Below are 18,236 nucleotides of genomic sequence, written 5' to 3'. Positions count from 1 at the left end.
CCCACTTGACCAGAGATTCAATTCACCAGTTGTCTGTTTACCTTGTTTAAAATGGATTCACCAAACAGCACTCAAGAGTCTGGTAGCAGCAAGAAGATAATCGCAGAAGCAATCCTTAAGCACGATTCGTTGCTTGGCGTGTTAATGGAGCTGGAAGATACAGATGCTGGCAAAGCGATTGCGACGAAGTACTTCAATGGAAAGGGAATTAATGATCCATCATCTCACGGCCTATTGCCTTTGATTCAAATGAAAACGGGAGTCCTTCTGATGTTCCCTTACGTTTCCTATCTTCATCGGCTTTGGGATAGTGATTTGCACTGCCATAACCTCCCGGATGACTGGAAGGCAAAACTTGACAAAGGAAAGAAATGCTCGAAACTCACTGGAACCGCCAAAGCAGTTGCTATTGTTCGGCACTCCATCGCGCACCTTCTTGAGGGAGAGAGTGGTAATACCTCCAAAGGGGACCAGGCTGTAAATTTTGACAGTCTCTCATTTCACGCCGATATTGGATCGATTACGTTCCAGGAACCCGAGGGTTATCTTGGATTCTTTGAGTGGCTTCGAAAGACTTCTCGAAAGCGTGCTAGCAGTGATTTGTAGTTAATATTCCTGGAATACCCCTGGACGCCTTCGAACATCAAGATGCAGCGGGCGGGTCCATAGACTCATGGAAGGTGCAAAAAGCTACTGCCCGCCGCTGATCTTGAGCGTTAGATAAACGTTAATCCCCGTGTTCTTAGAAATAAAAAAAGAAAGCAAGCTTTACCAAGAAGCCCTTAATCTAAGATACGAACTCTTCTTCGAGAGTACACGGTATGACCAGTCTGTTCTTCACGATGAACTAGAGCCGAAGAGTAGGCATTTTGCGATCGTGGAAAGCGAAAGGTTGATTGCATACGGTAGGTTGAGTTTCATTGAAGGCGGTATTTTCCAGATATCACAAATCGTTGTGAATCCTTCAGAGCAACGAAAGGGCTACGGGTCGAAACTGTTGTCCTACTTACTTGAAGAGTGCGAACGTGCCGGCTCTAAAGAAGTTTTCCTCAATGCGCGAGTGAGCGCCGTTTCTCTGTACAGCAGGTTAGGGTTTAAGGTTAGTGGTGTTGAATATCTATCTCCAAAAACCAAAATTCCTCATATAAAAATGGTAAAGAGGCGTGGCATCTAACAAGGTGCTCAAGTCGAACCTTCACCTACGCTCCACTCAGCGCATGGCTTCGCCATTGTATGCGCTGTGTTTCACTCTCGGTTCGGCCGACTTAGCAGGGCGTTAGGCGCATTTTTTAAGACCAATGACCGATTGAAGCAACGATCAGAAGCGATGAAGCATTGCTCACATCTTTGTGCACTGCCGAATAGTTGGTTATCGGATCCGTGAACCATGGCTACGATCGAGGAAGAATTCTTCAAAAGCCATGCCATCAAAGCGATCTGAGCAGCGCCAGGCCGTGAAGGTTTCGTGGTTCACGGAAAGGGAGGCCTGCTCAGAGGTGGTTATCGGAACCGCCCAATAACTAGTTAGGCGTATTTTGGAAAGCCAATTTCCGACTGAAGCAACGATTAGAAGCAATGAAGCATGGCTCACATCTTTGTGCTCTGCCGAATAGTTGGTTATCGGACCCGTTAACCATGGCTACGATCGGACCAGGATTCTGCAGAGGCTATGCCATCAAAGCGATCTGACCAGCGCCAGACCATGAAGGTTTCGTGGTTCACGGAAAGCAAGACCTGCTCAGAGGTGGTTATCGGAACCGCCCAATAACTAGTTAGGCGTATGCACATCGCGACCTGGAACTGCAACGGCGCCTTGCGCAAGAAGCTGGATGCATTAGATAAATTGAAGTTTGATATCGCAGTGATCCAAGAGTGTGAGGATCCCGCCCGCTCAACGAGTGCCCCCTATAAGGCATGGGCGAAGAATTACCTTTGGACAGGAACGAATAAGAACAAAGGGATTGGAGTATTCGCTGCCCCAGAAGTGAAGCTACAGCCTGTTGATCTTGACCTTGGCCAACTCCAGTCGTTTCTTCCGTGTCGGGTTCAAGGAAGCTTCTTGCTCGTGGCCACTTGGACTCGACAAGCGAACTCACCTACTTTTCAATACATTGGGCAACTCTGGAAATTCATTCAAGCTCACCGTTCAATCCTTTCATCTCAGCCAGCGATGATTGTAGGAGACCTAAACAGCAATGTCCGCTGGGACAAATGGGATCGTTGGTGGAATCACTCCGATGTAGTTAAAGAGTTGTCGGAACTCGGACTGGAGAGCGTATACCACCGCGCTCGCGGTCTTCCGCAGGGTTCAGAGCCAGAGCCAACATTCTTCCTGCAGCGCAATCCTCTGAAGGCGTATCACATCGATTATGCCTTCGCTCCAGTTGCGTGGATGGATGGCTGTTCTGCATGGATTGGTGAATCCGAAGAATGGTTGCAATGGAGCGACCACATGCCATTAGTAGTTCGAGTGAATCTGCCCGATTCCGCCTAACAAGCCCCTCGAGTGGACAGGCCACCATTAAACAACTGCTGCGCCACCCCAAGCACCCTGCCTGCCACTCAGGGGCAGCGTTGGATGGAGCTAGCAGGCGTAAAAGCGGGTATGCTCGTGCCAAGGCCTGCTGGCAAGGCCAAAATCAAGAGCAAGAATACAGGAATAGACCTCTCGCTCAGCCCAGGCAGGCACCATGGACATAGAAAGTCTATTTTCTGGTTACAAGCAAGGCGGCAACAACTATATAAAAAAGGCCGACTCGAAGAATAAATGGTGTGGATTTAGCAAAGGGGTCATTGATGAGCTGAAGCAGAGGCACGGATCAGCATTCAATATTGTCCTTTGGGGAAACAACCCTGTTGACCACTATTTCTGCATACCTTTTGAGAGACTTGAACATCTGTTCACAGAAAGCCTTATGACCAGTGGCAAGTACGCAGACAAAGGCATGCGTAGATGGACTGCCACGATTGTCAATAATATTTTCCTAATGCGAGCGAATTCAGAATATTCTCTGGATATTAGCGAGTTCTATGTCGACGCAGGCTCTCAGCTTGCGCCGATCTTTGGAGAATTATCTAATGAGTTTGATGTTGATTATACGATCGAAGACGCACTGGCAAATATAAAGATAAGAATTGGCCAATCGGAGTTTAGATCTTTAGTGCTCTCCAATTTTCAGGCTACATGCTGCATATCAAGTATAGCCGAGCCAAGCCTTCTTGTGGCCAGCCATATTATTCCTTGGAGCCATGACAAGAGCAGGCGAAGCGACCCAGCAAACGGCCTTTGCTTATTTGTCGAGTACGACAAGTATTTTGATAGAGGATATATTTCACTCGAAGATGACCTCTCGATCATAGTTACCAGTTATTACCAATCATTCTCAAGCCCGCTTCGGAAGCGGCTTCTCGCTCTTCGTGGCCGCAAGATAGCTGCTCCATCTGTCACCCCTATAAATCCTGCATTCCTGCAGTATCACAGGCAGAATATCTTTGATAAGTTCTAGAGAGCCCATCCAACCAGCCCCTCGAGTGGACAGGCCACCTCCAACTCTGTGCTGCGCCACCGCAGGCTCATTGCCTGCCAATCAGGGGCAGCGTTGGGAGGCAAGACAAGCGACTGAAGCAGTCCCATAAGGGCGCTAGCCTTTCTTTGAATCAAGCCCAGAATGAGTTTTTTGTCGGTCCCATCTGATTGGATTAACTATTGCATCTCTTTTGCATTTGGCTTTGCTACCTGCATGGTTGTAAGTCTGCGGAAGCAGCCTATTCAAAACCTGCAGGCTCTAAACTGGAAGTCAGGGGACTTGTTGAAATTCACATTTGGGCCACAGGAGAACCTGGAGGGAGCGCCCAACGGAGCCAAACCCCTGTCATCTAGCGAAGAAGAAGGAGTAATCAATGCTTTACTGATTGACTGGATTACAAAAGACCCGAGTACATCAACTGCCGTAGCGGACTTGAAAAGACTGTCTTCGAATCTCACGAATGCCGGGCTGCCCGAGCCAATGGCAATTAAGTTTATCGAGGGAGACCTAAATTACCTTATCTCGAACATTGTAATCTATCGCGAATTGGCGAAGCGCCTAGCAAGCTGCACGAGAGGAAGTCAGTTATTGCAACAGATGCAGCTCGCAATGTATGCCTACTGTTGGCTTTATGGGCCAGAGGCTGAATGCTACACGCGTGCTTTTGACATTGCAAGAAGAATAGATGCATTCAAGGATAGATGGGCATTGATCCCGGGCGAAAAACTTGAAGCGATTACACATGCCATTGATAACAACAGCGATCCGCTGACCAGGGCAATTGATCCAGGGCTGCCTGCCGTCTTGGACGATATCTATGACAACCCTGCCATTCATGATGACCAACGTGAATTATGGGACAACATAAGTAGTGACTTTGGTCAAATTCTTGCGGTTCTCAACAGCTATAAGCAATAAATGAGGAGAGGCTATCTGGGGACCAACTCGTTCTAATTGATCCTCCCAACAAGCCCCTCGAGTGGTCAGGCCACCATCAGCCCTCTGCTTCGCCACCCCAACCTGATGGCCTGCCACTCAGGGGCAGCGTTAGGTGTGTTTTCTCACCAGGTCATTCAGTAGCCCGTTACCAGCCGAGCTGCTGAATGGGAGTGCGGCCCGCCAAGGCCATGTGGCACCTGCGGCCGTTATAGATCGCCAGATAGCGCGGCAACCACTGGTTCCGTTCCCCTGAGGTCTGGAATGGCATGGAGTAAGCCCATTCAGCCAGCAGGGTCTTGATGAACCGCTCCGCCTTTCCGTTGGTTCTCGGTGTGTAGGGCCGAGTGCGTTTGGGCGTCAGGCAGCGCACAACGACCAAAAGCAGTACGCTTTGACGTACGGGCAGCAGGAACGCCATGACCACCGTTTCAGCCACAGAAGCCCGCAAGCGGCTTTACGCCCTGATCGATGAGGTGGGTCAGTCCCACGAGCCCGTGCAGATCACCGGCAAGCGGGGCAATGCTGTCCTGCTCTCGGAAGACGACTGGCGGGCCATCCAGGAGACGCTGCATCTGGTCTCGATTCCCGGTATGCGCGAATCGATCCTGGAAGGCATGGCCACGGACCCCTCTGAGCTGAGCAGCAAACCGGGCTGGTGAGCTGGACGGTTCTGTTCACCAAGCAGGCCCAGAAGGACGCCCGCAAGCTCGCCTCGGCCTCTCCAGCGCTCAAGCAGAAAGCCCAGGCCCTGCTGGAAGTCTTGGCCGTCGATCCCTATCAGCAGCCACCGCCCTATGAAGCCCTCGTCGGGGAGCTGCGCGGAGCCTGCTCACGGCGCATCAACATCCAGCACCGGCTCGTCTACCAGGTGCTGGAGGAGGAGCGGATCGTGAAGGTATTGCGCCTCTGGACCCACTACGAGTAGGCGCACCGTTCGCGATCAGGACGTATTGGCGGCCGAGCCAGATCTGTCAATACAAGGCAGCTATTCGCTGATCTGCGAATACATGCCCATCGCTGACGGCCAGTCCGGCAACAGGAGGCATGGCCTCCTCCCCCAGCGACCACGAAATCCAGCAGCGCATCCGCCTGGCCTGCGGCCGCGGGCCCATCGCCGGAAGAGTCGCTTCCCTTGGCTGACGCCAATGGTGACGGGGCACCTGCGGGCGGTGATCCAGGCCTCGCTCCCCTCACCCCTGAAGAGGTCAGCGAGGTTCACCGCCGCGTCCTCGAACTACCCCAGGCCAGTCGCCAGGCGCTGACCAAAGCCTTCCGCGAGCACTTCCAGGTGCCGCGCAATGCCCGCTCCATCGGGGATCGCATCACCCAACGGCAGCACAGCGACTTCATCGAGCTCTTCCTCGCAGAAGCGCAGGGACAGGTGCAAGCGGAAGCTCCTGCGGAGCCAGGCCGCTACGGCGAGCAGCCCCGCTCCCAGGCCGGTCGCCACTTCATCCAGACCCAGGTGCGCACCGATGTGTACCTGCGGGTTCGCGAGGTGATGGAGCGCCACAACCTCTCGGCCAGCGGCGCGGTGCATCACCTGCTGCGTGAGCGCTTTGGCCTGCCGCCCCTGCCTCCCTTCGATCAACAGCCCATTTCCACCGATTCACCCCATGGCTAAGGACATCTTCCGCACGCCCCTCGCCGAAGTGCGCTGGGCTCACCTGATCACCCCCAGGAACCAGCTCGACAAGAGCAAACCCAAGGCCTGGACTTGCGATTTGCTTCTCCCCAACGGAGACGAGAAGGCCCAGGCCTTCCTGCTGGCGATGGAGGACCAGTTCATCGCCCTGCACGGCAGCCGCAAGCGCCGCGCCGTCCAGGTCGTGGAGTTCGTGCCCTACGAGCAGGTCGACCCCACCGACGGGTTTGAGGAGGTCGACGGCTACACCACCACGGCCGCTGCGGCAGCCAGCGGTTGGGCGACGGATGGCGACGACGACGAGGAGGCGCCCTTCTGATGCCACTCGATCATCAGGACCACAACGCCGGGGCCTGGAGGGGCAGGCCCCCTCACCGGCCCAGTCCCCAGCTGCCTGCCTTCTGCCGCAGCCGCCGGCAGCCAGCACAAGCACCATCACACCGCTTTCAGACCGATGAACAAGACAACGACGTCATCCCAATCCACTGCAGCTCTCGCCTCGATGGATCACCCCGCCCTGGTCTCCCGTTCCTGGAACGGCACGCCGATTTCTCGGCGCACCACCGATGGCTACGTCAATGCCACCGCCATGTGCAAAGCCAATGGCAAGCAATGGTCGAAGTACCGGGAAAGCGACCGCTGCCAGACCTATCTCGATGCCCTGGCTGAAACCTCCGAAATTCGGATGTTTGACCTGAGCGAGTCCCGCCAGGGCCAGGGCGGCGGCACCTGGGTCCATCCCCAGGTCGCGGTCGACCTGGCCCGCTGGATCAGCGCACCGTTTGCGGTGTGGATGGACGGCTGGTTCCTGGAGAGCATCCAGCATCCCCAACCGACACCGGTGCAGGAAAGCACGCTGCAGCTCAGGGAAGCCGAGGTAATCACCCTGGTGGAGCGCAGCATTGGCTTGTTCGAGCAACTCGGCGGCCTGGATGAACGCGACCAGCTCCTGTTCAAAGACATCGTGCGCAGCAACGTGCTCACCGCCAGTGCAGGGTTGCTCCCCGGTGCGCCGACTGACGAGGAGCTCACCCTCAGCGATGCCTGGCTGGAGGTGTTTCAGCAAGTGCTGCCGCGCACGAAGTACCGCTCGGCCGGGATGCTGTTGGCCGAGGCCTACCGCGAGGACTTTGGCCAGGAGCCGCCGCTTCGCCAGCAGTTCGTTGATGGGGCCCCACGTCAGGTCAAGAGCGACAGGCGTTCCTGGCTGATCGACACCCTCAAGCGCTTCCGCGCCCAGCTGGCAGGGGGCTGATGGACACCACCACAACGCCAACCCGCCAGCGGGTCTGGGTCACAACAGCAGAAGCGTGCGCAGCTCTGGGGATGAGCCGCGAAACCCTCCGCCAGCTCCGGCTGCGGGGGGTGCTCACCCCGGGCAAGCACTACCGGCGCTGGGGCTGCACTCAGGGCCGAGGCCCCCTGCAGTGGCATCTCGAGAACGTGGAGGCCACTATCACTGGCTGGAGCCGGCGGCATCTGCGCCTCTGATGCCTTATCCGCCCGATTGCAGGGGTGGAAGGGCACTCAGAGAGAGGAACAACCGCTCCGGTCGTCCTGGCAAAGGCCGGAACCCCATCGACGCGTAGAAGCTGTGCAGGCGTGCGCGTTCCGCGTCTCCAGCGGCGCCCGCCACATCGAGCAACATCAGCCGCACCCCCAGGATCTGCCCCGCCCGCTGGCACTGCTGCATGGCATCCACCAGCAGGATGCGCCCCAACCCCTGGCCTTGGTGTCTCCCGTCGACAGCGAGGTGACTGAGAAAAACGCCTGGAATCAGATTCGAGCGTGGTGCCCGTGGGACAGCATCGGCAGGCACATCAGCCACGCCGATGGCATGGGCATTGATGGCGTAGAAGCCGAGACAGGCCCGAGGTTCGCCTGCCTGGGCGGTGTCAGTGGCGACGTAGAGCCGGGTGTAGCCATCACGCTGCTGCCGCTTGGCGGTGCGGCGCAGAAAGTTGTCCTGGCTGTCGCTGCCGCAGCGGAAGTCTTTGGTGTCGTGCAGGCCAGAGTCAAAGGCTTCGATCCGGTAAGCCACCGGTTCAGGAGCGCACGACCTGGTCCTGGTGCAGCTGCCAGGCCTCCAGCAGGGCGGGCGTTGGCGTGGTCGCTTCGTCGAGGGCGGCGAGCAGAGCCTGGTGATCGCCCTGGCTGAGCAGGGTCTGCTGCCTGCCACTGAGCAGCTCCTGGGCACGCGCATATGCCGACATCACCACGAAGGCGGAGGCCTCGATTCCCATCAGGTCAGCCGCGGCCTCAATGCTGGCCTTCACCGAGGGCTTGGTGCGCTGGTCCATCCGAGCCGAGCGGGGCTCGTCGATCGCTTCGATCGCCGCATGGAGCGCGGTCTCGACCGGTGACATGGCACACCCGGAATAGCCTCCTGATTGTACGGGCGATGGCCGTACGTGGCAGATGTGTGCATGACGGTGCTGTCCCCTGAGGGAGTCATCCCTCAGGGGTCAGCCTTTGCTCTGCCTTGGCGAAGGCGTCATCCACCACATCGTCGCCGCACCAGCGGCTGTAGGCCGCCAAGTGGGTCTGCACGCTGTGCCCCATCGCCGCGGCCACCACCTTGGGCGGAAGATCGCAGAACACATGGGCGCGGTGGGCGTAGCCGTGCCGGCAGGAATAGAGCACCAACTTTTCTCCCTGGGCTTCGTACTGCTGGCGCAGGCGTTGCCAGTGTTCTCGCCGCAGCAAGTAGCGACTGAAAGAATCTGAGCCGAACCCGGCTCGCATGGGTGGAAGCCTTGCCGGATCAAAGGTTTCAAGAAGCTGCCATTCCGTGGCCCATTGGTCACAAGGCAACAGCCGCAGGGGCCTGGGCTTGGTTTTGCCACGAGAGGCAACCTTTTCATACATGCACCAGAGCCGTCCCTGGCGAAGCTGCAGGTGCTGCAGCTCTTCGGGTCGCAGGCCAAACGCACAAAGCAGTTGGAAGGCAAACCTCCAGCGCGGATCTGGGATGGTCTCCACTACCGCCAGGATGTCCGGAACGGCAATCGGTGTGGTGACTGTGCGGTTCTCCCGTGACCGGCCGATGAATGTTGAGAGCTCCGGTGGCGGAGCCCATGGGCCTGTAAGCAGCTTTTGGCTCACTGCCCAGCGCAGCAGCGCAGCGGTGTACTGGATTTGCATTCGTCTGGTACGGCAGCCAGGCCGCTGACTCCACTGATCGGCTTGCGCCTCCAGCAGTTGGGTCGCATCGCGGATAACCGGTGGACCTTTCACGGTCTTGAGGACCAGCGCCATGCGTGGCCTGTAAAGCCGCTCCCAGGTTGTTTCTTTGATCTCGCCGCTGCGCAGCTTGTGCTGCTGATACCGGCGAATCAGGCCCGGCCAGTCGATTGGGGCCGATCGATTGGTTGTAGCCGTGGCCATGACGCTGGGTTGCAGCACTGACGGCTCGCTGGCCATTGCTGCAGCCTGGCGCCTGGCATCAGCTTCAGCCTTGGCCTCACTCAGTTCGGCGATGGCCTGCTCCAGCGGAACTCCTTGATGGAAAGCGTCGTAAACCGCCACCACCCCATCACGAATGGCTTCGAGTTGGTCCGACTCCCAGGGGTACGGCAGCAGCAGCTGTTTCCGATGCCCATCGCCTGCTCGGGCCGTGATGTGAAGCCGTGCACGTCCCCTGAAATTCGACACCGTCCAGCCGCTGCGGCAGCCCCTCTGGCTAAGAGCCCGCAGCACGCCGCCACGGAGCAACACATCCCATTCCGGGACCGCTGGCATGTGAGAAGGTTTGTGAGAAGGTCCTTCTCACAGCCCGGCACGGGCGATCAGAAGCAGGCAAAGGCTGTCAGAGCAAAAGCCAGTGCCAGAAAGGCTTTTGGGCCGAGAAAATAGGCTCTGATTGAAACGCCCCCTGATGGATTCGAACCATCGACCGACTGCTTAGAAGGCAGTTGCTCTATCCAGCTGAGCTAAGGGAGCTCGCTCAGCCATTCTTGCAGTCGATCCCGACGGCGGCGCCTACTGTTGGAGGCTGTGCAGTGCAGGCGATGGCCCCAAGCCGGCTTACCGACAGTCAGAAGCAAGAGCTCCTGGAGCGTTACCGCCAAGGTGAGTCCAGTGCTGCTTTGGCGGATGCCTTTGCATGCAGTGCCAACACGGTGAGTCGCACCGTTCGCTCCTTGCTGTCGGAGGAGGAGTACAGCGCTCTCAAAGCGTCCCGTTCTCGGGGGTCTTCAGCATCAGTGCCACAGCCGCAGCCCCAGCCTGAGGCTGCTGTGGAAGTGTCCGTTGAGGATCCGGTCAACCCCGAGGGGGATGACGGCGCGTCTTCGGGCCTGGCCCTCGACGATGCCGATGATTTCGGCGCGGATGAGCCGGAGGCCCTCGCGGAGGAAGAGTCTGGGGAAGGTTTCCCGGGCGGGGAGGAGTTTCATGAAGTGGCCGTGCTGCCCGTCGATCTGCCCCAGGTGAACACCCAGCAGGTGCACTGTCTGCCGTTTGCGGCCGGGGTTCTCCCCGACAGCGTGTACATGCTGGTGGACAAGACGGTTGAACTGGATCCGCGCCCGCTCAGCGAGTTTCCTGAGCTTGGTGTGGCTGATCCGGACGAGCAGGCCCTTCAGGCGCTCTGCCTGTTCACCAGCCCGCGCACAGCCAAGCGCCAGTGCGGCCGCAGCCAGCGGGTGATCAAGGTGCCTGATACCCAGGTGTTTGCCATCACCACACGCCACCTGGTGGCCCGTGGCATCACCCGCCTGCTGGTGGAGGGTGCGCTCTACGCGCTCGACGCCTGATTCAACGTTTGGCGTCTGGCAGCAGCAAGGCCGTGAGGCTGCCGCCTCCAAGCAAACCCAGCACTGCACTGACACCCACCACAAAGCCCGCTGGCAGCGGTGCGGTGGAGCCCACACCCAGGTTCAGGCGGTAACGGTCTCCCAGATTCTGAGCACCGAGGCAAAGCACCAACAGCAGGGCAGCACTCCCGCCCACGGTGATCATCAGCAGACGCAGGCGCAGCAGCATGGCGCCAACCATCGAGGCTTCGTCAGTCTGCCTGCTTTTCCGCTTCATGCAGTAGCGCATACAGCTCTCGGCGGCTGCGCCCGCTGGCCGGGGCCAGCTCCCTGGCTGCTTCGCTGGCTTTCAGTCCCCGCTTGATCAGCTCGCGCAGCTCCTCGAGGCAGCGCTCGTCGCTGTACTGGGGCACTTCACGGGCCGTGGCCCCTCCCAGCACCAGGGTGAATTCCCCCTGGGGAGCGTGCTGGGCGAAATGCTCCAAGGCGGCCTTCACGCTGGGACCCACCTGCTCCTCATGGCGTTTGGTGAGCTCCCGGCCCACCTGCAGTGGCCGCTCGCCACCGCAATGTTCCGCGAGCTCCTCCAGCAGTTTGAGCAGGCGATGGGGCGCTTCGTAAAGCACCGTTGTGCGCTGCTCAACGGCGAGACTCTCCAAGCGCTCCTTGCGTTCCCGACCCTTGCTGGGCAGGAATCCCTCGAAGCAGAATCGACCACTGGGCAGACCGCTGCTCACAAGTGCTGTGGTGGCGGCACAGGGACCCGGGATGCAGATCACCCCGTGGTTGGCTTCTCGCGCTGCCCGCACCAACTCCTCTCCTGGGTCGCTGATGCCCGGCAGACCGGCATCACTGATCACAGCAACGCTGCGGCCGTCCCTCAGTTCCTCCAAGAGCTGGGGGATTCGGGTGTGGGTGTTGTGCTGGTGAAAACTGCAGCGCCGCGCCTGGGACCCCAGGGCGCTGAGGAGCTGGCCGCTGTGGCGGGTGTCTTCGCAGGCGATGGTGTCCACCGCGATCAGCAGAGCCCGGGCGCGTGGGGAGAGGTCGCCGAGGTGCCCGATCGGTGTGCCGACCACGTAAAGCACTCCGGCATCAGGCTCGGCCCGCTGCTTCACAATGGCTCCACCAAGATCTCTCCATGATGCCGATTGCTCCGACCCTTCCCGCCGGCATCGATCAAGCCCAACTGCTTGAGGCCCTGCGACCGCTGTGTTGGGGTGCGGCCGATATTCTCCGTGCCTACGCCCGCGGCGAGCAGCCCCCTCACGGTTTTTCCCGGGCGCTCAGCGTTGAGGATGGCGGTGAAGGCCCTGTTTCGGCTGCGGATCTGGCCGTGAATCAGTGGCTTCTCGATGGTTTGCGGGCGGCCTTCCCGGATGCCGGGTGGACCTTGCTGAGCGAGGAGACCGCCAAGCAGCAGCTCACCGCGGGCCAGCCCCTCGCTGCTGAGTGGCTCTGGATTCTCGACCCCCTCGATGGCACCAAGGATTTTCTCCAGGGCACGGGGGAATACGCCGTGCACCTGGCTCTTGTGCAGGGGGAGCGTCCCGTGCTGGGGGTGGTGCTGCTGCCAGAGGCCGATGAGCTCTGGTTCGGCGTGGTGGGCCAGGGCAGCTGGTGCGAGAACCGTGCTGCCGAGCGCAGTCCCGTGCGCTTCAGTGATCGCACCGAGGATCTGGTGCTCGTGGCCAGCCGCAGCCATCGCGATGAGCGGCTGGAACGCCTGATCGATGCCTTGCCCCTGGGCAGCTCCAAGGCGGTGGGCAGCGTTGGTTGCAAAGTGGCCACGATCCTGCGTGGAGAGGCCGATGTGTACATCTCCCTGTCTGGGAAGAGTGCTCCGAAGGACTGGGATATGGCGGCCCCAGAAGCGGTGTTGCTCGCGGCAGGAGGGGCCTTCACCCATGCCGATGGCCGTCTTCTCACCTACAACACCGGCGACATCCGCCAGGCTGGATGCCTGATCGCCAGCCATGGAAAAACCCATGCCGCCCTGGAAGATCAGGCGGCACGGGCGATGGCAGAGATTGATCCGGGGTTCCCGGTTTGACCCGGGTGCTCCTCAGTTGAGAGGGGCGACAGGTGTGGGAGCCGGTGCGGGTTCCGCCTCCTCACCGTTCTGAGGCACGCCGCGCAGGGTGAGGTTGATGCGGCCACGGTTGTCGATCTCGCGCACGCGCACGGTGACTTCGTCGCCCACTTTCACCACATCCTCCACCTTCTCCACGCGTGCTTCGGACAGCTGGGAGATGTGAATCATGCCCTCCTTGCCCGGAAGGATCTCCACGAAGGCGCCAATCGGAATAATCCGCGTGATCGCACCGCTGAAGACTTCGCCTTCATTCACCTTGCGGGTGAGCCCTTCAATGATCTTCTGCGCTTCATCGGCCGCCGCTCCGTCGTGGGAGGCGATGGTCACGATGCCGCTGTCTTCGATGTCGATCTTGGTGTTGGTGCGCTCGGTGATGCCCTTGATCGTTCGGCCGCCCGGACCGATCACGGTGCCGATCAGTTCCGGATCGATCCGGAAGCTCAGCAGACGCGGGGCATGGGGAGACAGTCCGTCGCGCGGTGTATCGATCGCCTCCATCATCTTTTCGAGGATGTGCAGGCGTGCCGGTCTGGCTTGATTGATGGCCTCGGCAATGGTGCCCATCGCCAGCCCGGTGATCTTCATGTCCATCTGCAGGGCGGTGATGCCCTTGTCGGTGCCGGCCACCTTGAAGTCCATGTCGCCGAGGAAATCCTCGATGCCCTGGATGTCGGTGAGAATCCGCACCTCATCCCCTTCTTTGATCAGTCCCATGGCAGCACCACTCACGGGTGCTTTGAGGGGAACACCGGCATCCATCAGGGCCAGGGTGCTGCCGCACACAGAGCCCATGGAGGTGGAGCCGTTGGAACTCAACACCTCGCTCACCACGCGCACCACGTAAGGGAAGGTGTCCTTGGCGGGCAGCACGGGCAGGATGGCGCGCTCTGCCAAGGCGCCATGGCCGATTTCCCTGCGGCCAGGTGAGCGCATCGGCTTGGTTTCACCCACGGAGTAGGGGGGGAAGTTGTAGTGATGCAGATAGGTTTTTTCAGTGCTGGGATTCAGGTCATCCATCTCCTGCGCGTCACTGGGGGTGCCCAGGGTGGCGGTGGAGAGCACCTGGGTCAGCCCGCGTTGGAAGAGGCCAGAACCATGCACGCGTTTGGGAAGCACCCCGGCGGCAGCACTGATCGGGCGAACCTGGTCCAGGCTGCGGCCATCCACCCGCTTGCCGTCCTTCACGATCTGCTGGCGCATCAGCTTCTTGGTGAGCGCCTTGAAACTGGTGGGAAGCGCTTTGCTGTTGGCTGACACCAGCTTGCGCACCGGATCGCTGTCTTTCAGTGCTTCGATCGTTTCTGCGGTGCTGCTGCGGATGGCATCGAGCTTGCTGTCACGATCCGCCTTGCTTTGGTCGAATTGGCTGAGCACCTCGCCGATGGCCTTGGTGCATGCCTTCTCCAGATACACCGGCAGGGTGGAGTCTTCTTCAGGTTGTTCCGGCTTCACCTGCTCGATCCCCGCGTCCTTGAGGATCGACTCCTGGGCTTTGATCAGTTCGCAGACGGCTTCGTAGCCAAAGTCGATCGCTTCGATCACGTCCTGTTCGGGAAGCTGATTGGCTCCGGCTTCCACCATCACGATCCCTTCCGGTGTGCCTGCCACCACCAGATCCAGATCGCCTCGCTCGATTTCGCGGTAGCTGGGATTGAGCACGAAGTCGTCGCCGAGCAGGCCGACGCGTACGGCGGCCATCGGTCCGTAGAACGGAATGCCGGCCAGCAGGGTGGCCATCGACGCACCGGTGACTGACAGCACATCAGCAGGGACGCGCTCATCGAGGGACATGCAGGTTGCAACGATCTGCAGGTCATCGCGGAGCCAGCTGGGGAAGAGTGGCCGCATCGGCCGATCGATCAGCCTGCTGATCAGGGTGGCCCGCTCGGGGGGACGGCCTTCCCGGCGCATGAAGCTGCCTGGGATGCGTCCTGCGGCGTACAGCCTTTCTTCGTAGTCGCAGATGAGAGGCAGGAAGTCGATGCCTTCCCGGCCTGAGGAACGGGTTGCGGTGACCAGCACCGAGGTGTCACCACACTCGATCATCACGGATCCGCCGGCCTGAGGGGCATAGCGCCCCGTGGTCAGCCGAATCTCCCGACCGTCGAAGGAGATTGACTGTGTCTGACCTTGCACTTGTGCTTATGTCTTTCTGTCAAGTCTGATTCTGGCATTCAGCAGGAACGGATCGTCAAATCCCCCGAGTGCTGATGAATTTTGTTCTGAATCGAGGCAAAAAAAAGGAGGTGATTGATCACCTCCGAACCTCTTTGAATGGCGTTCCAGCGGAACGGTGATCACCAGCTGGACTTCACCACGCCGGGGAGCTCGCCTTTGTGGGCGCGTTCACGCAGCTGGTTGCGGCACAGCCCGAAATCGCGATACACGCCCCGGGGCTTGCCGGTGGCCCAGCAACGATTCCTCATGCGGGTAGGAGCGCTGTTCCGGGGCAGGCCCTGGATCTTGCGGTGGATTTCCAGACGCTCCATGGGATCCTCCGCTGCATTGAAGGCGGCCATCAGGGCCGACCGCTTGGCGGCAAAGCGCTCAACCATCTTCTTGCGCTTCGCATCGCGAGCGATCATCGACTTCTTGGCCATGCAGCGGTGGGAAAAGAGCAGTTCAATCTGAAACTTTACTGCTTCATTGGCCCATCAATTGGCGCACCACCGTCAGCTGGCTGGTGTCACGCACGATCAACAGCACGCTCAGGCCGAGCACGAGCAGCAGACTGGATTGCATTACTGCCAGTTGGAAGCGTTCGGGCAGCGGCCGTCCCCGCAGGCCCTCCAGCAGCAGGAAAACCAGTTGTCCGCCATCAAGAAGGGGAAGGGGCAGGGCGTTGAGGACACCAAGATTGATGGAGATCAGAGCCAGGAACAGGGCCAGGCCAGACCCTCCCTGGCTGGAGAGTTGTGCCCCCATCTCCACGATCTTCACGGGCCCAGACACCTGCTGGGCGGTGGAGCTGAAATCGGTGAACAAACTGGCGTAGCCCGACACCGTTCGGCTGAACAGACTGGCGAATTGCCTGCTGCCAGCGCTGATCGCTTCCAAAGGAGAGCGCACCGGACGGCTGCCACCACCCATCGCCACCTGCAGCTGGGCGCCGATCCGACCGGTGCCCTGCTGGTCAGCGGGGGTGAGCCGCAGGGTGCTGACAGCCTCACCGCGCTGAACCTCGAGTTCAAGCTTCTGGCCGGGGCTGCGGCGGATCGGTTCAACGGCGGCCCGAACGGCCGACTCTCCGCTGCCGAGGGTTTGGGCATCGATGGAGAGAATGCGATCTCCTGGTCTCAGTCCGGCTTGAGCCGCTGGAGCGCCGTCCTGCACCGTCATCACCACCACGCCGGGAGCTGGATCACCGGGAACACCGGCTGCGGCCGTATGGCCCACCAGCACCAGCCAGGCCAACAGCAGATTCGCCAACACCCCGGCACTGATCACGAGCACCCGTTGGGGGATCGGACGGTTGCGCAACAAATCCGGATCATCCAAAGGAATGGATTGATCGTTGTCGTCGTCGTCATCGGGGAAGGAGACGAAACCGCCAAGGGGCAGCAACCGCAGGGCATAGGTAACGCCGTTGCGCTCGGTTTTCAGCAGCGCTGGCCCGAAGCCCACGGAAAAGCCGTTCACGCGGATGCCTTGCAGGCGGGCGGCCAGAAAATGACCTGCCTCATGAATCACGATCAGGAGCCCCAGAGCGAGCAGTGAGGCCAGAACGTTCATGAGGATTCACGCAGTCGGATCATTCTGGCTGGAGACGATCCGAACCGAAGTAAGGCACGAGCGCCTGGGGCAGGAGAACACTGCCATCAGCCTGCTGACCGTTCTCCAGCAGGGCGGCCATGGTGCGGCCGATGGCTAGGCCGCTTCCGTTGAGGGTGTGCACAAGCCGGGTGGTCTTGCCGTCTTTGGTGCGGATGGATGAGCGCCGCGCCTGGAAATCGCCGCAAACGCTGCAACTGGAGATTTCCCGGTAGGCCCCGGCCCCTGCAAGCCACACTTCCAGGTCGTAGGTGCGCGCTGCGGAGAACCCCAGATCACCGGTGCAGAGCTCGAGCACCCGGTAAGGCAGCTCGAGCGCCTGAAGAACGGCTTCGGCATCGGCGGTGATTGCCGCATGCGCCTCGTCGGCGTGGTCGGGATGCACAAACCAATACAGCTCAACTTTGTTGAACTGATGCAGGCGGATCAGGCCCCGGGTGTCGCGCCCGTAGCTGCCCGCTTCCCGCCGGAAGCAGGGGCTGTAGGCCACGTAACGCAGGGGCAGTTGATCGAGCGGAATGATTTCATCGCGGTGCAGCGAGGTCAGCGGTACCTCGGCTGTGGGGGTGAGCCAGAGGTCGTCGTCCGCGCAACGAAAGCTTTCCTCCGCGAATTTGGGCAGCTGGCCTGAACCCGTGAGGCTGGCGCTGTTCACGAGCACCGGAGGCAGAACTTCGCGATAGCCCTTGCCGGTGTGGAGATCCAGCATGAAGTTGATCAGGGCTCGCTCCAGGCGCGCACCCTGCCCGAACAACGTCACAAAACGGCTCTGCGCGATCCGCACCGAGCGTTCACTGTCGAGCAGGCCCAGGCGATCGGCGATGGCCCAATGCTCATCCAGCCCTTCCTGGCGGCGTGGGTCTCCCCAGCTGCGGACCTCGATGTTGTCGTTCTCGTCCCGGCCGTCCGGACAGGCGGGCGAAGGGAGATTGGGAAAGGTGAGCAGCTGGGTCTTCAGCTCGGCGGCCAGTTGACGTTCCTCGTCCTCCAGCACGGCCACCTTTTGTTTGATGGCGTTGCCCTGCTGACGCAGCTCAGCCACGTCGCTGCCCTTCGGATCCGCCCCTGCCTTGATCTTGAGGCCAACCTCCTTGCCCACACGGTTGCCTTCGGCTTGCAGGCTGCTGCGCTGCTCCTCGAGGTCGCGCTGCTGTTGGGCCAGGGCTTGCAGGCTGTTGAGATCAACCGTCAAGCCGCGGCGAGCAAGCTCCCTGGCCATCAGCTCAGGGTTCTCTCGCACCAGACGCTGATCGAGCACAGGGATTTCAATGATGGCGCGGGCAGCCTAAGCGTCCGCCTTCAGAGCTTCGGCTGAGTCAGAGAACCTGGCCGACCATCACAGCCGCCACGGCGGAGAACAGAGTGATGCCGAGGGCGGTGATCGGATTCTGGCCTTGCACCACGGCAACAGTGGTGATCACTCCAGCGCCAAGGCAGGCGGCGGCGAGTTGGGTGGTGAGGTCAGTGGTACGGTTCACAACCGATTTGTCTGTAGTCCCGGC

The 18,236-nt window shown here is 59.9% G+C and carries 24 protein-coding genes and 1 tRNA gene; 13 read left to right on the top strand and 12 right to left on the bottom strand.

The window, feature by feature from the left end; all coding sequences use genetic code 11:
* Nucleotides 1-51 precede the first annotated feature (51 nt).
* From SynBMKMC1_RS10500 to SynBMKMC1_RS10480, 5 genes are all read left to right on the top strand, one after another.
* Nucleotides 52-606 carry a hypothetical protein gene (locus SynBMKMC1_RS10500; RefSeq protein WP_186471685.1) on the top strand — a complete coding sequence of 185 codons (555 nt, stop codon included), beginning with the start codon at nt 52-54 and terminating at the stop codon, nt 604-606.
* A gap of 130 nt (nt 607-736) precedes the next feature.
* A complete protein-coding gene (locus SynBMKMC1_RS14845) occupies nt 737-1,174 on the top strand; it encodes a GNAT family N-acetyltransferase (RefSeq protein ID WP_186471684.1) in 438 nt (145 codons plus the stop codon).
* A 606-nt stretch (nt 1,175-1,780) separates the two neighbouring features.
* Entirely contained in the window at nt 1,781-2,494 is a 714-nt protein-coding gene (locus tag SynBMKMC1_RS10490; protein WP_186471683.1) for an endonuclease/exonuclease/phosphatase family protein, read from the top strand.
* 196 nt (nt 2,495-2,690) lie between these two features.
* A complete protein-coding gene (locus SynBMKMC1_RS10485) occupies nt 2,691-3,506 on the top strand; it encodes an HNH endonuclease (RefSeq protein WP_186471682.1) in 816 nt (271 codons plus the stop codon).
* A gap of 162 nt (nt 3,507-3,668) precedes the next feature.
* Entirely contained in the window at nt 3,669-4,445 is a 777-nt protein-coding gene (locus SynBMKMC1_RS10480; protein ID WP_186471681.1) for a hypothetical protein, read from the top strand.
* 166 nt (nt 4,446-4,611) lie between these two features.
* Here the strand turns inward: SynBMKMC1_RS10480 and SynBMKMC1_RS10475 are convergent, their stop codons facing one another.
* Nucleotides 4,612-4,884, bottom strand: coding sequence for an integrase core domain-containing protein (locus SynBMKMC1_RS10475; protein ID WP_370593916.1), 273 nt, complete (start codon nt 4,882-4,884; stop codon nt 4,612-4,614).
* On the opposite strand from SynBMKMC1_RS10475, the gene SynBMKMC1_RS10470 reads away from it, so the two are divergent.
* From SynBMKMC1_RS10470 to SynBMKMC1_RS10445, 6 genes are all read left to right on the top strand, one after another.
* Complete coding sequence (locus SynBMKMC1_RS10470) at nt 4,883-5,125, top strand: type II toxin-antitoxin system Phd/YefM family antitoxin (protein WP_186471680.1); 243 nt, start codon at nt 4,883-4,885, stop codon at nt 5,123-5,125. The genes SynBMKMC1_RS10475 and SynBMKMC1_RS10470 overlap by 2 nt on opposite strands.
* Entirely contained in the window at nt 5,122-5,391 is a 270-nt protein-coding gene (locus tag SynBMKMC1_RS10465; RefSeq protein WP_186471679.1) for a Txe/YoeB family addiction module toxin, read from the top strand. The genes SynBMKMC1_RS10470 and SynBMKMC1_RS10465 overlap by 4 nt, the downstream gene beginning before the upstream one ends.
* Before the next feature lie 207 nt (nt 5,392-5,598).
* A complete protein-coding gene (locus SynBMKMC1_RS14735; RefSeq protein ID WP_255486168.1) occupies nt 5,599-6,090 on the top strand; it encodes a hypothetical protein in 492 nt (163 codons plus the stop codon).
* Nucleotides 6,083-6,430: a hypothetical protein gene (locus tag SynBMKMC1_RS10455; protein WP_186471678.1), complete on the top strand. Its 348-nt coding sequence runs from the start codon at nt 6,083-6,085 to the stop codon at nt 6,428-6,430. Before SynBMKMC1_RS14735 ends, SynBMKMC1_RS10455 begins: the two co-directional genes overlap by 8 nt.
* Before the next feature lie 135 nt (nt 6,431-6,565).
* Nucleotides 6,566-7,366 carry a KilA-N domain-containing protein gene (locus SynBMKMC1_RS10450; RefSeq protein ID WP_186471677.1) on the top strand — a complete coding sequence of 267 codons (801 nt, stop codon included), beginning with the start codon at nt 6,566-6,568 and terminating at the stop codon, nt 7,364-7,366.
* Entirely contained in the window at nt 7,366-7,602 is a 237-nt protein-coding gene (locus SynBMKMC1_RS10445; RefSeq protein ID WP_186471676.1) for a helix-turn-helix domain-containing protein, read from the top strand. The genes SynBMKMC1_RS10450 and SynBMKMC1_RS10445 overlap by 1 nt, the downstream gene beginning before the upstream one ends.
* Nucleotides 7,603-7,606: 4 nt before the next feature.
* Here the strand turns inward: SynBMKMC1_RS10445 and SynBMKMC1_RS10440 are convergent, their stop codons facing one another.
* From SynBMKMC1_RS10440 to SynBMKMC1_RS10425, 4 genes are all read right to left on the bottom strand, one after another.
* Entirely contained in the window at nt 7,607-8,152 is a 546-nt protein-coding gene (locus SynBMKMC1_RS10440) for an N-acetyltransferase (protein WP_186471675.1), read from the bottom strand.
* 4 nt (nt 8,153-8,156) lie between these two features.
* A complete protein-coding gene (locus SynBMKMC1_RS10435; protein WP_186471674.1) occupies nt 8,157-8,477 on the bottom strand; it encodes a DUF1778 domain-containing protein in 321 nt (106 codons plus the stop codon).
* Nucleotides 8,478-8,562: 85 nt separating this feature from the next.
* Nucleotides 8,563-9,852 carry a hypothetical protein gene (locus tag SynBMKMC1_RS10430; protein ID WP_186471673.1) on the bottom strand — a complete coding sequence of 430 codons (1,290 nt, stop codon included), beginning with the start codon at nt 9,850-9,852 and terminating at the stop codon, nt 8,563-8,565.
* 127 nt (nt 9,853-9,979) lie between these two features.
* Nucleotides 9,980-10,053, bottom strand: a tRNA-Arg gene (locus tag SynBMKMC1_RS10425).
* 68 nt (nt 10,054-10,121) lie between these two features.
* Between SynBMKMC1_RS10425 and SynBMKMC1_RS10420 the strand changes: the two genes are divergently transcribed.
* Nucleotides 10,122-10,868 carry a helix-turn-helix domain-containing protein gene (locus SynBMKMC1_RS10420; protein ID WP_186471672.1) on the top strand — a complete coding sequence of 249 codons (747 nt, stop codon included), beginning with the start codon at nt 10,122-10,124 and terminating at the stop codon, nt 10,866-10,868.
* A 1-nt stretch (nt 10,869) separates the two neighbouring features.
* Here the strand turns inward: SynBMKMC1_RS10420 and SynBMKMC1_RS10415 are convergent, their stop codons facing one another.
* Nucleotides 10,870-11,097 carry a hypothetical protein gene (locus tag SynBMKMC1_RS10415; RefSeq protein WP_041428917.1) on the bottom strand — a complete coding sequence of 76 codons (228 nt, stop codon included), beginning with the start codon at nt 11,095-11,097 and terminating at the stop codon, nt 10,870-10,872.
* A gap of 22 nt (nt 11,098-11,119) precedes the next feature.
* Nucleotides 11,120-11,986: a 16S rRNA (cytidine(1402)-2'-O)-methyltransferase gene (gene rsmI / locus SynBMKMC1_RS10410; protein ID WP_186471671.1), complete on the bottom strand. Its 867-nt coding sequence runs from the start codon at nt 11,984-11,986 to the stop codon at nt 11,120-11,122.
* 23 nt (nt 11,987-12,009) lie between these two features.
* On the opposite strand from rsmI, the gene SynBMKMC1_RS10405 reads away from it, so the two are divergent.
* The gene (locus tag SynBMKMC1_RS10405) at nt 12,010-12,921 is read left to right on the top strand and encodes a 3'(2'),5'-bisphosphate nucleotidase CysQ (protein ID WP_186471670.1); all 912 of its coding nucleotides are present in this window, start codon (nt 12,010-12,012) and stop codon (nt 12,919-12,921) included.
* Nucleotides 12,922-12,933: 12 nt separating this feature from the next.
* On the opposite strand, the gene SynBMKMC1_RS10400 is transcribed toward SynBMKMC1_RS10405, so the two are convergent.
* The 5 genes from SynBMKMC1_RS10400 to SynBMKMC1_RS10380 form a co-directional block, all read right to left on the bottom strand.
* Nucleotides 12,934-15,099 (bottom strand): polyribonucleotide nucleotidyltransferase, encoded by a 2,166-nt coding sequence (locus tag SynBMKMC1_RS10400; protein WP_011933805.1) that lies wholly within the window; start codon nt 15,097-15,099, stop codon nt 12,934-12,936.
* Between the two features lie 161 nt (nt 15,100-15,260).
* On the bottom strand, nt 15,261-15,563 hold the full coding sequence (gene rpsN / locus SynBMKMC1_RS10395) for a 30S ribosomal protein S14 (RefSeq protein ID WP_011933804.1): 303 nt from the start codon (nt 15,561-15,563) through the stop codon (nt 15,261-15,263).
* A 43-nt stretch (nt 15,564-15,606) separates the two neighbouring features.
* Entirely contained in the window at nt 15,607-16,695 is a 1,089-nt protein-coding gene (gene rseP, locus SynBMKMC1_RS10390) for an RIP metalloprotease RseP (RefSeq protein WP_011933803.1), read from the bottom strand.
* Between the two features lie 19 nt (nt 16,696-16,714).
* Nucleotides 16,715-17,992 (bottom strand): serine--tRNA ligase, encoded by a 1,278-nt coding sequence (serS, locus tag SynBMKMC1_RS10385; protein ID WP_011933802.1) that lies wholly within the window; start codon nt 17,990-17,992, stop codon nt 16,715-16,717.
* A gap of 58 nt (nt 17,993-18,050) precedes the next feature.
* The gene (locus tag SynBMKMC1_RS10380; RefSeq protein ID WP_011933801.1) at nt 18,051-18,212 is read right to left on the bottom strand and encodes a hypothetical protein; all 162 of its coding nucleotides are present in this window, start codon (nt 18,210-18,212) and stop codon (nt 18,051-18,053) included.
* Between the last annotated feature and the right edge of the window lie 24 nt (nt 18,213-18,236).

The sequence above is a fragment of the Synechococcus sp. BMK-MC-1 genome, assembly GCF_014279955.1.
Lineage (GTDB): Bacteria > Cyanobacteriota > Cyanobacteriia > PCC-6307 > Cyanobiaceae > Synechococcus_C.
Note: the sequence above shows the minus strand (reverse complement) of the source record. Positions and strands in the feature narration are given on the sequence as shown.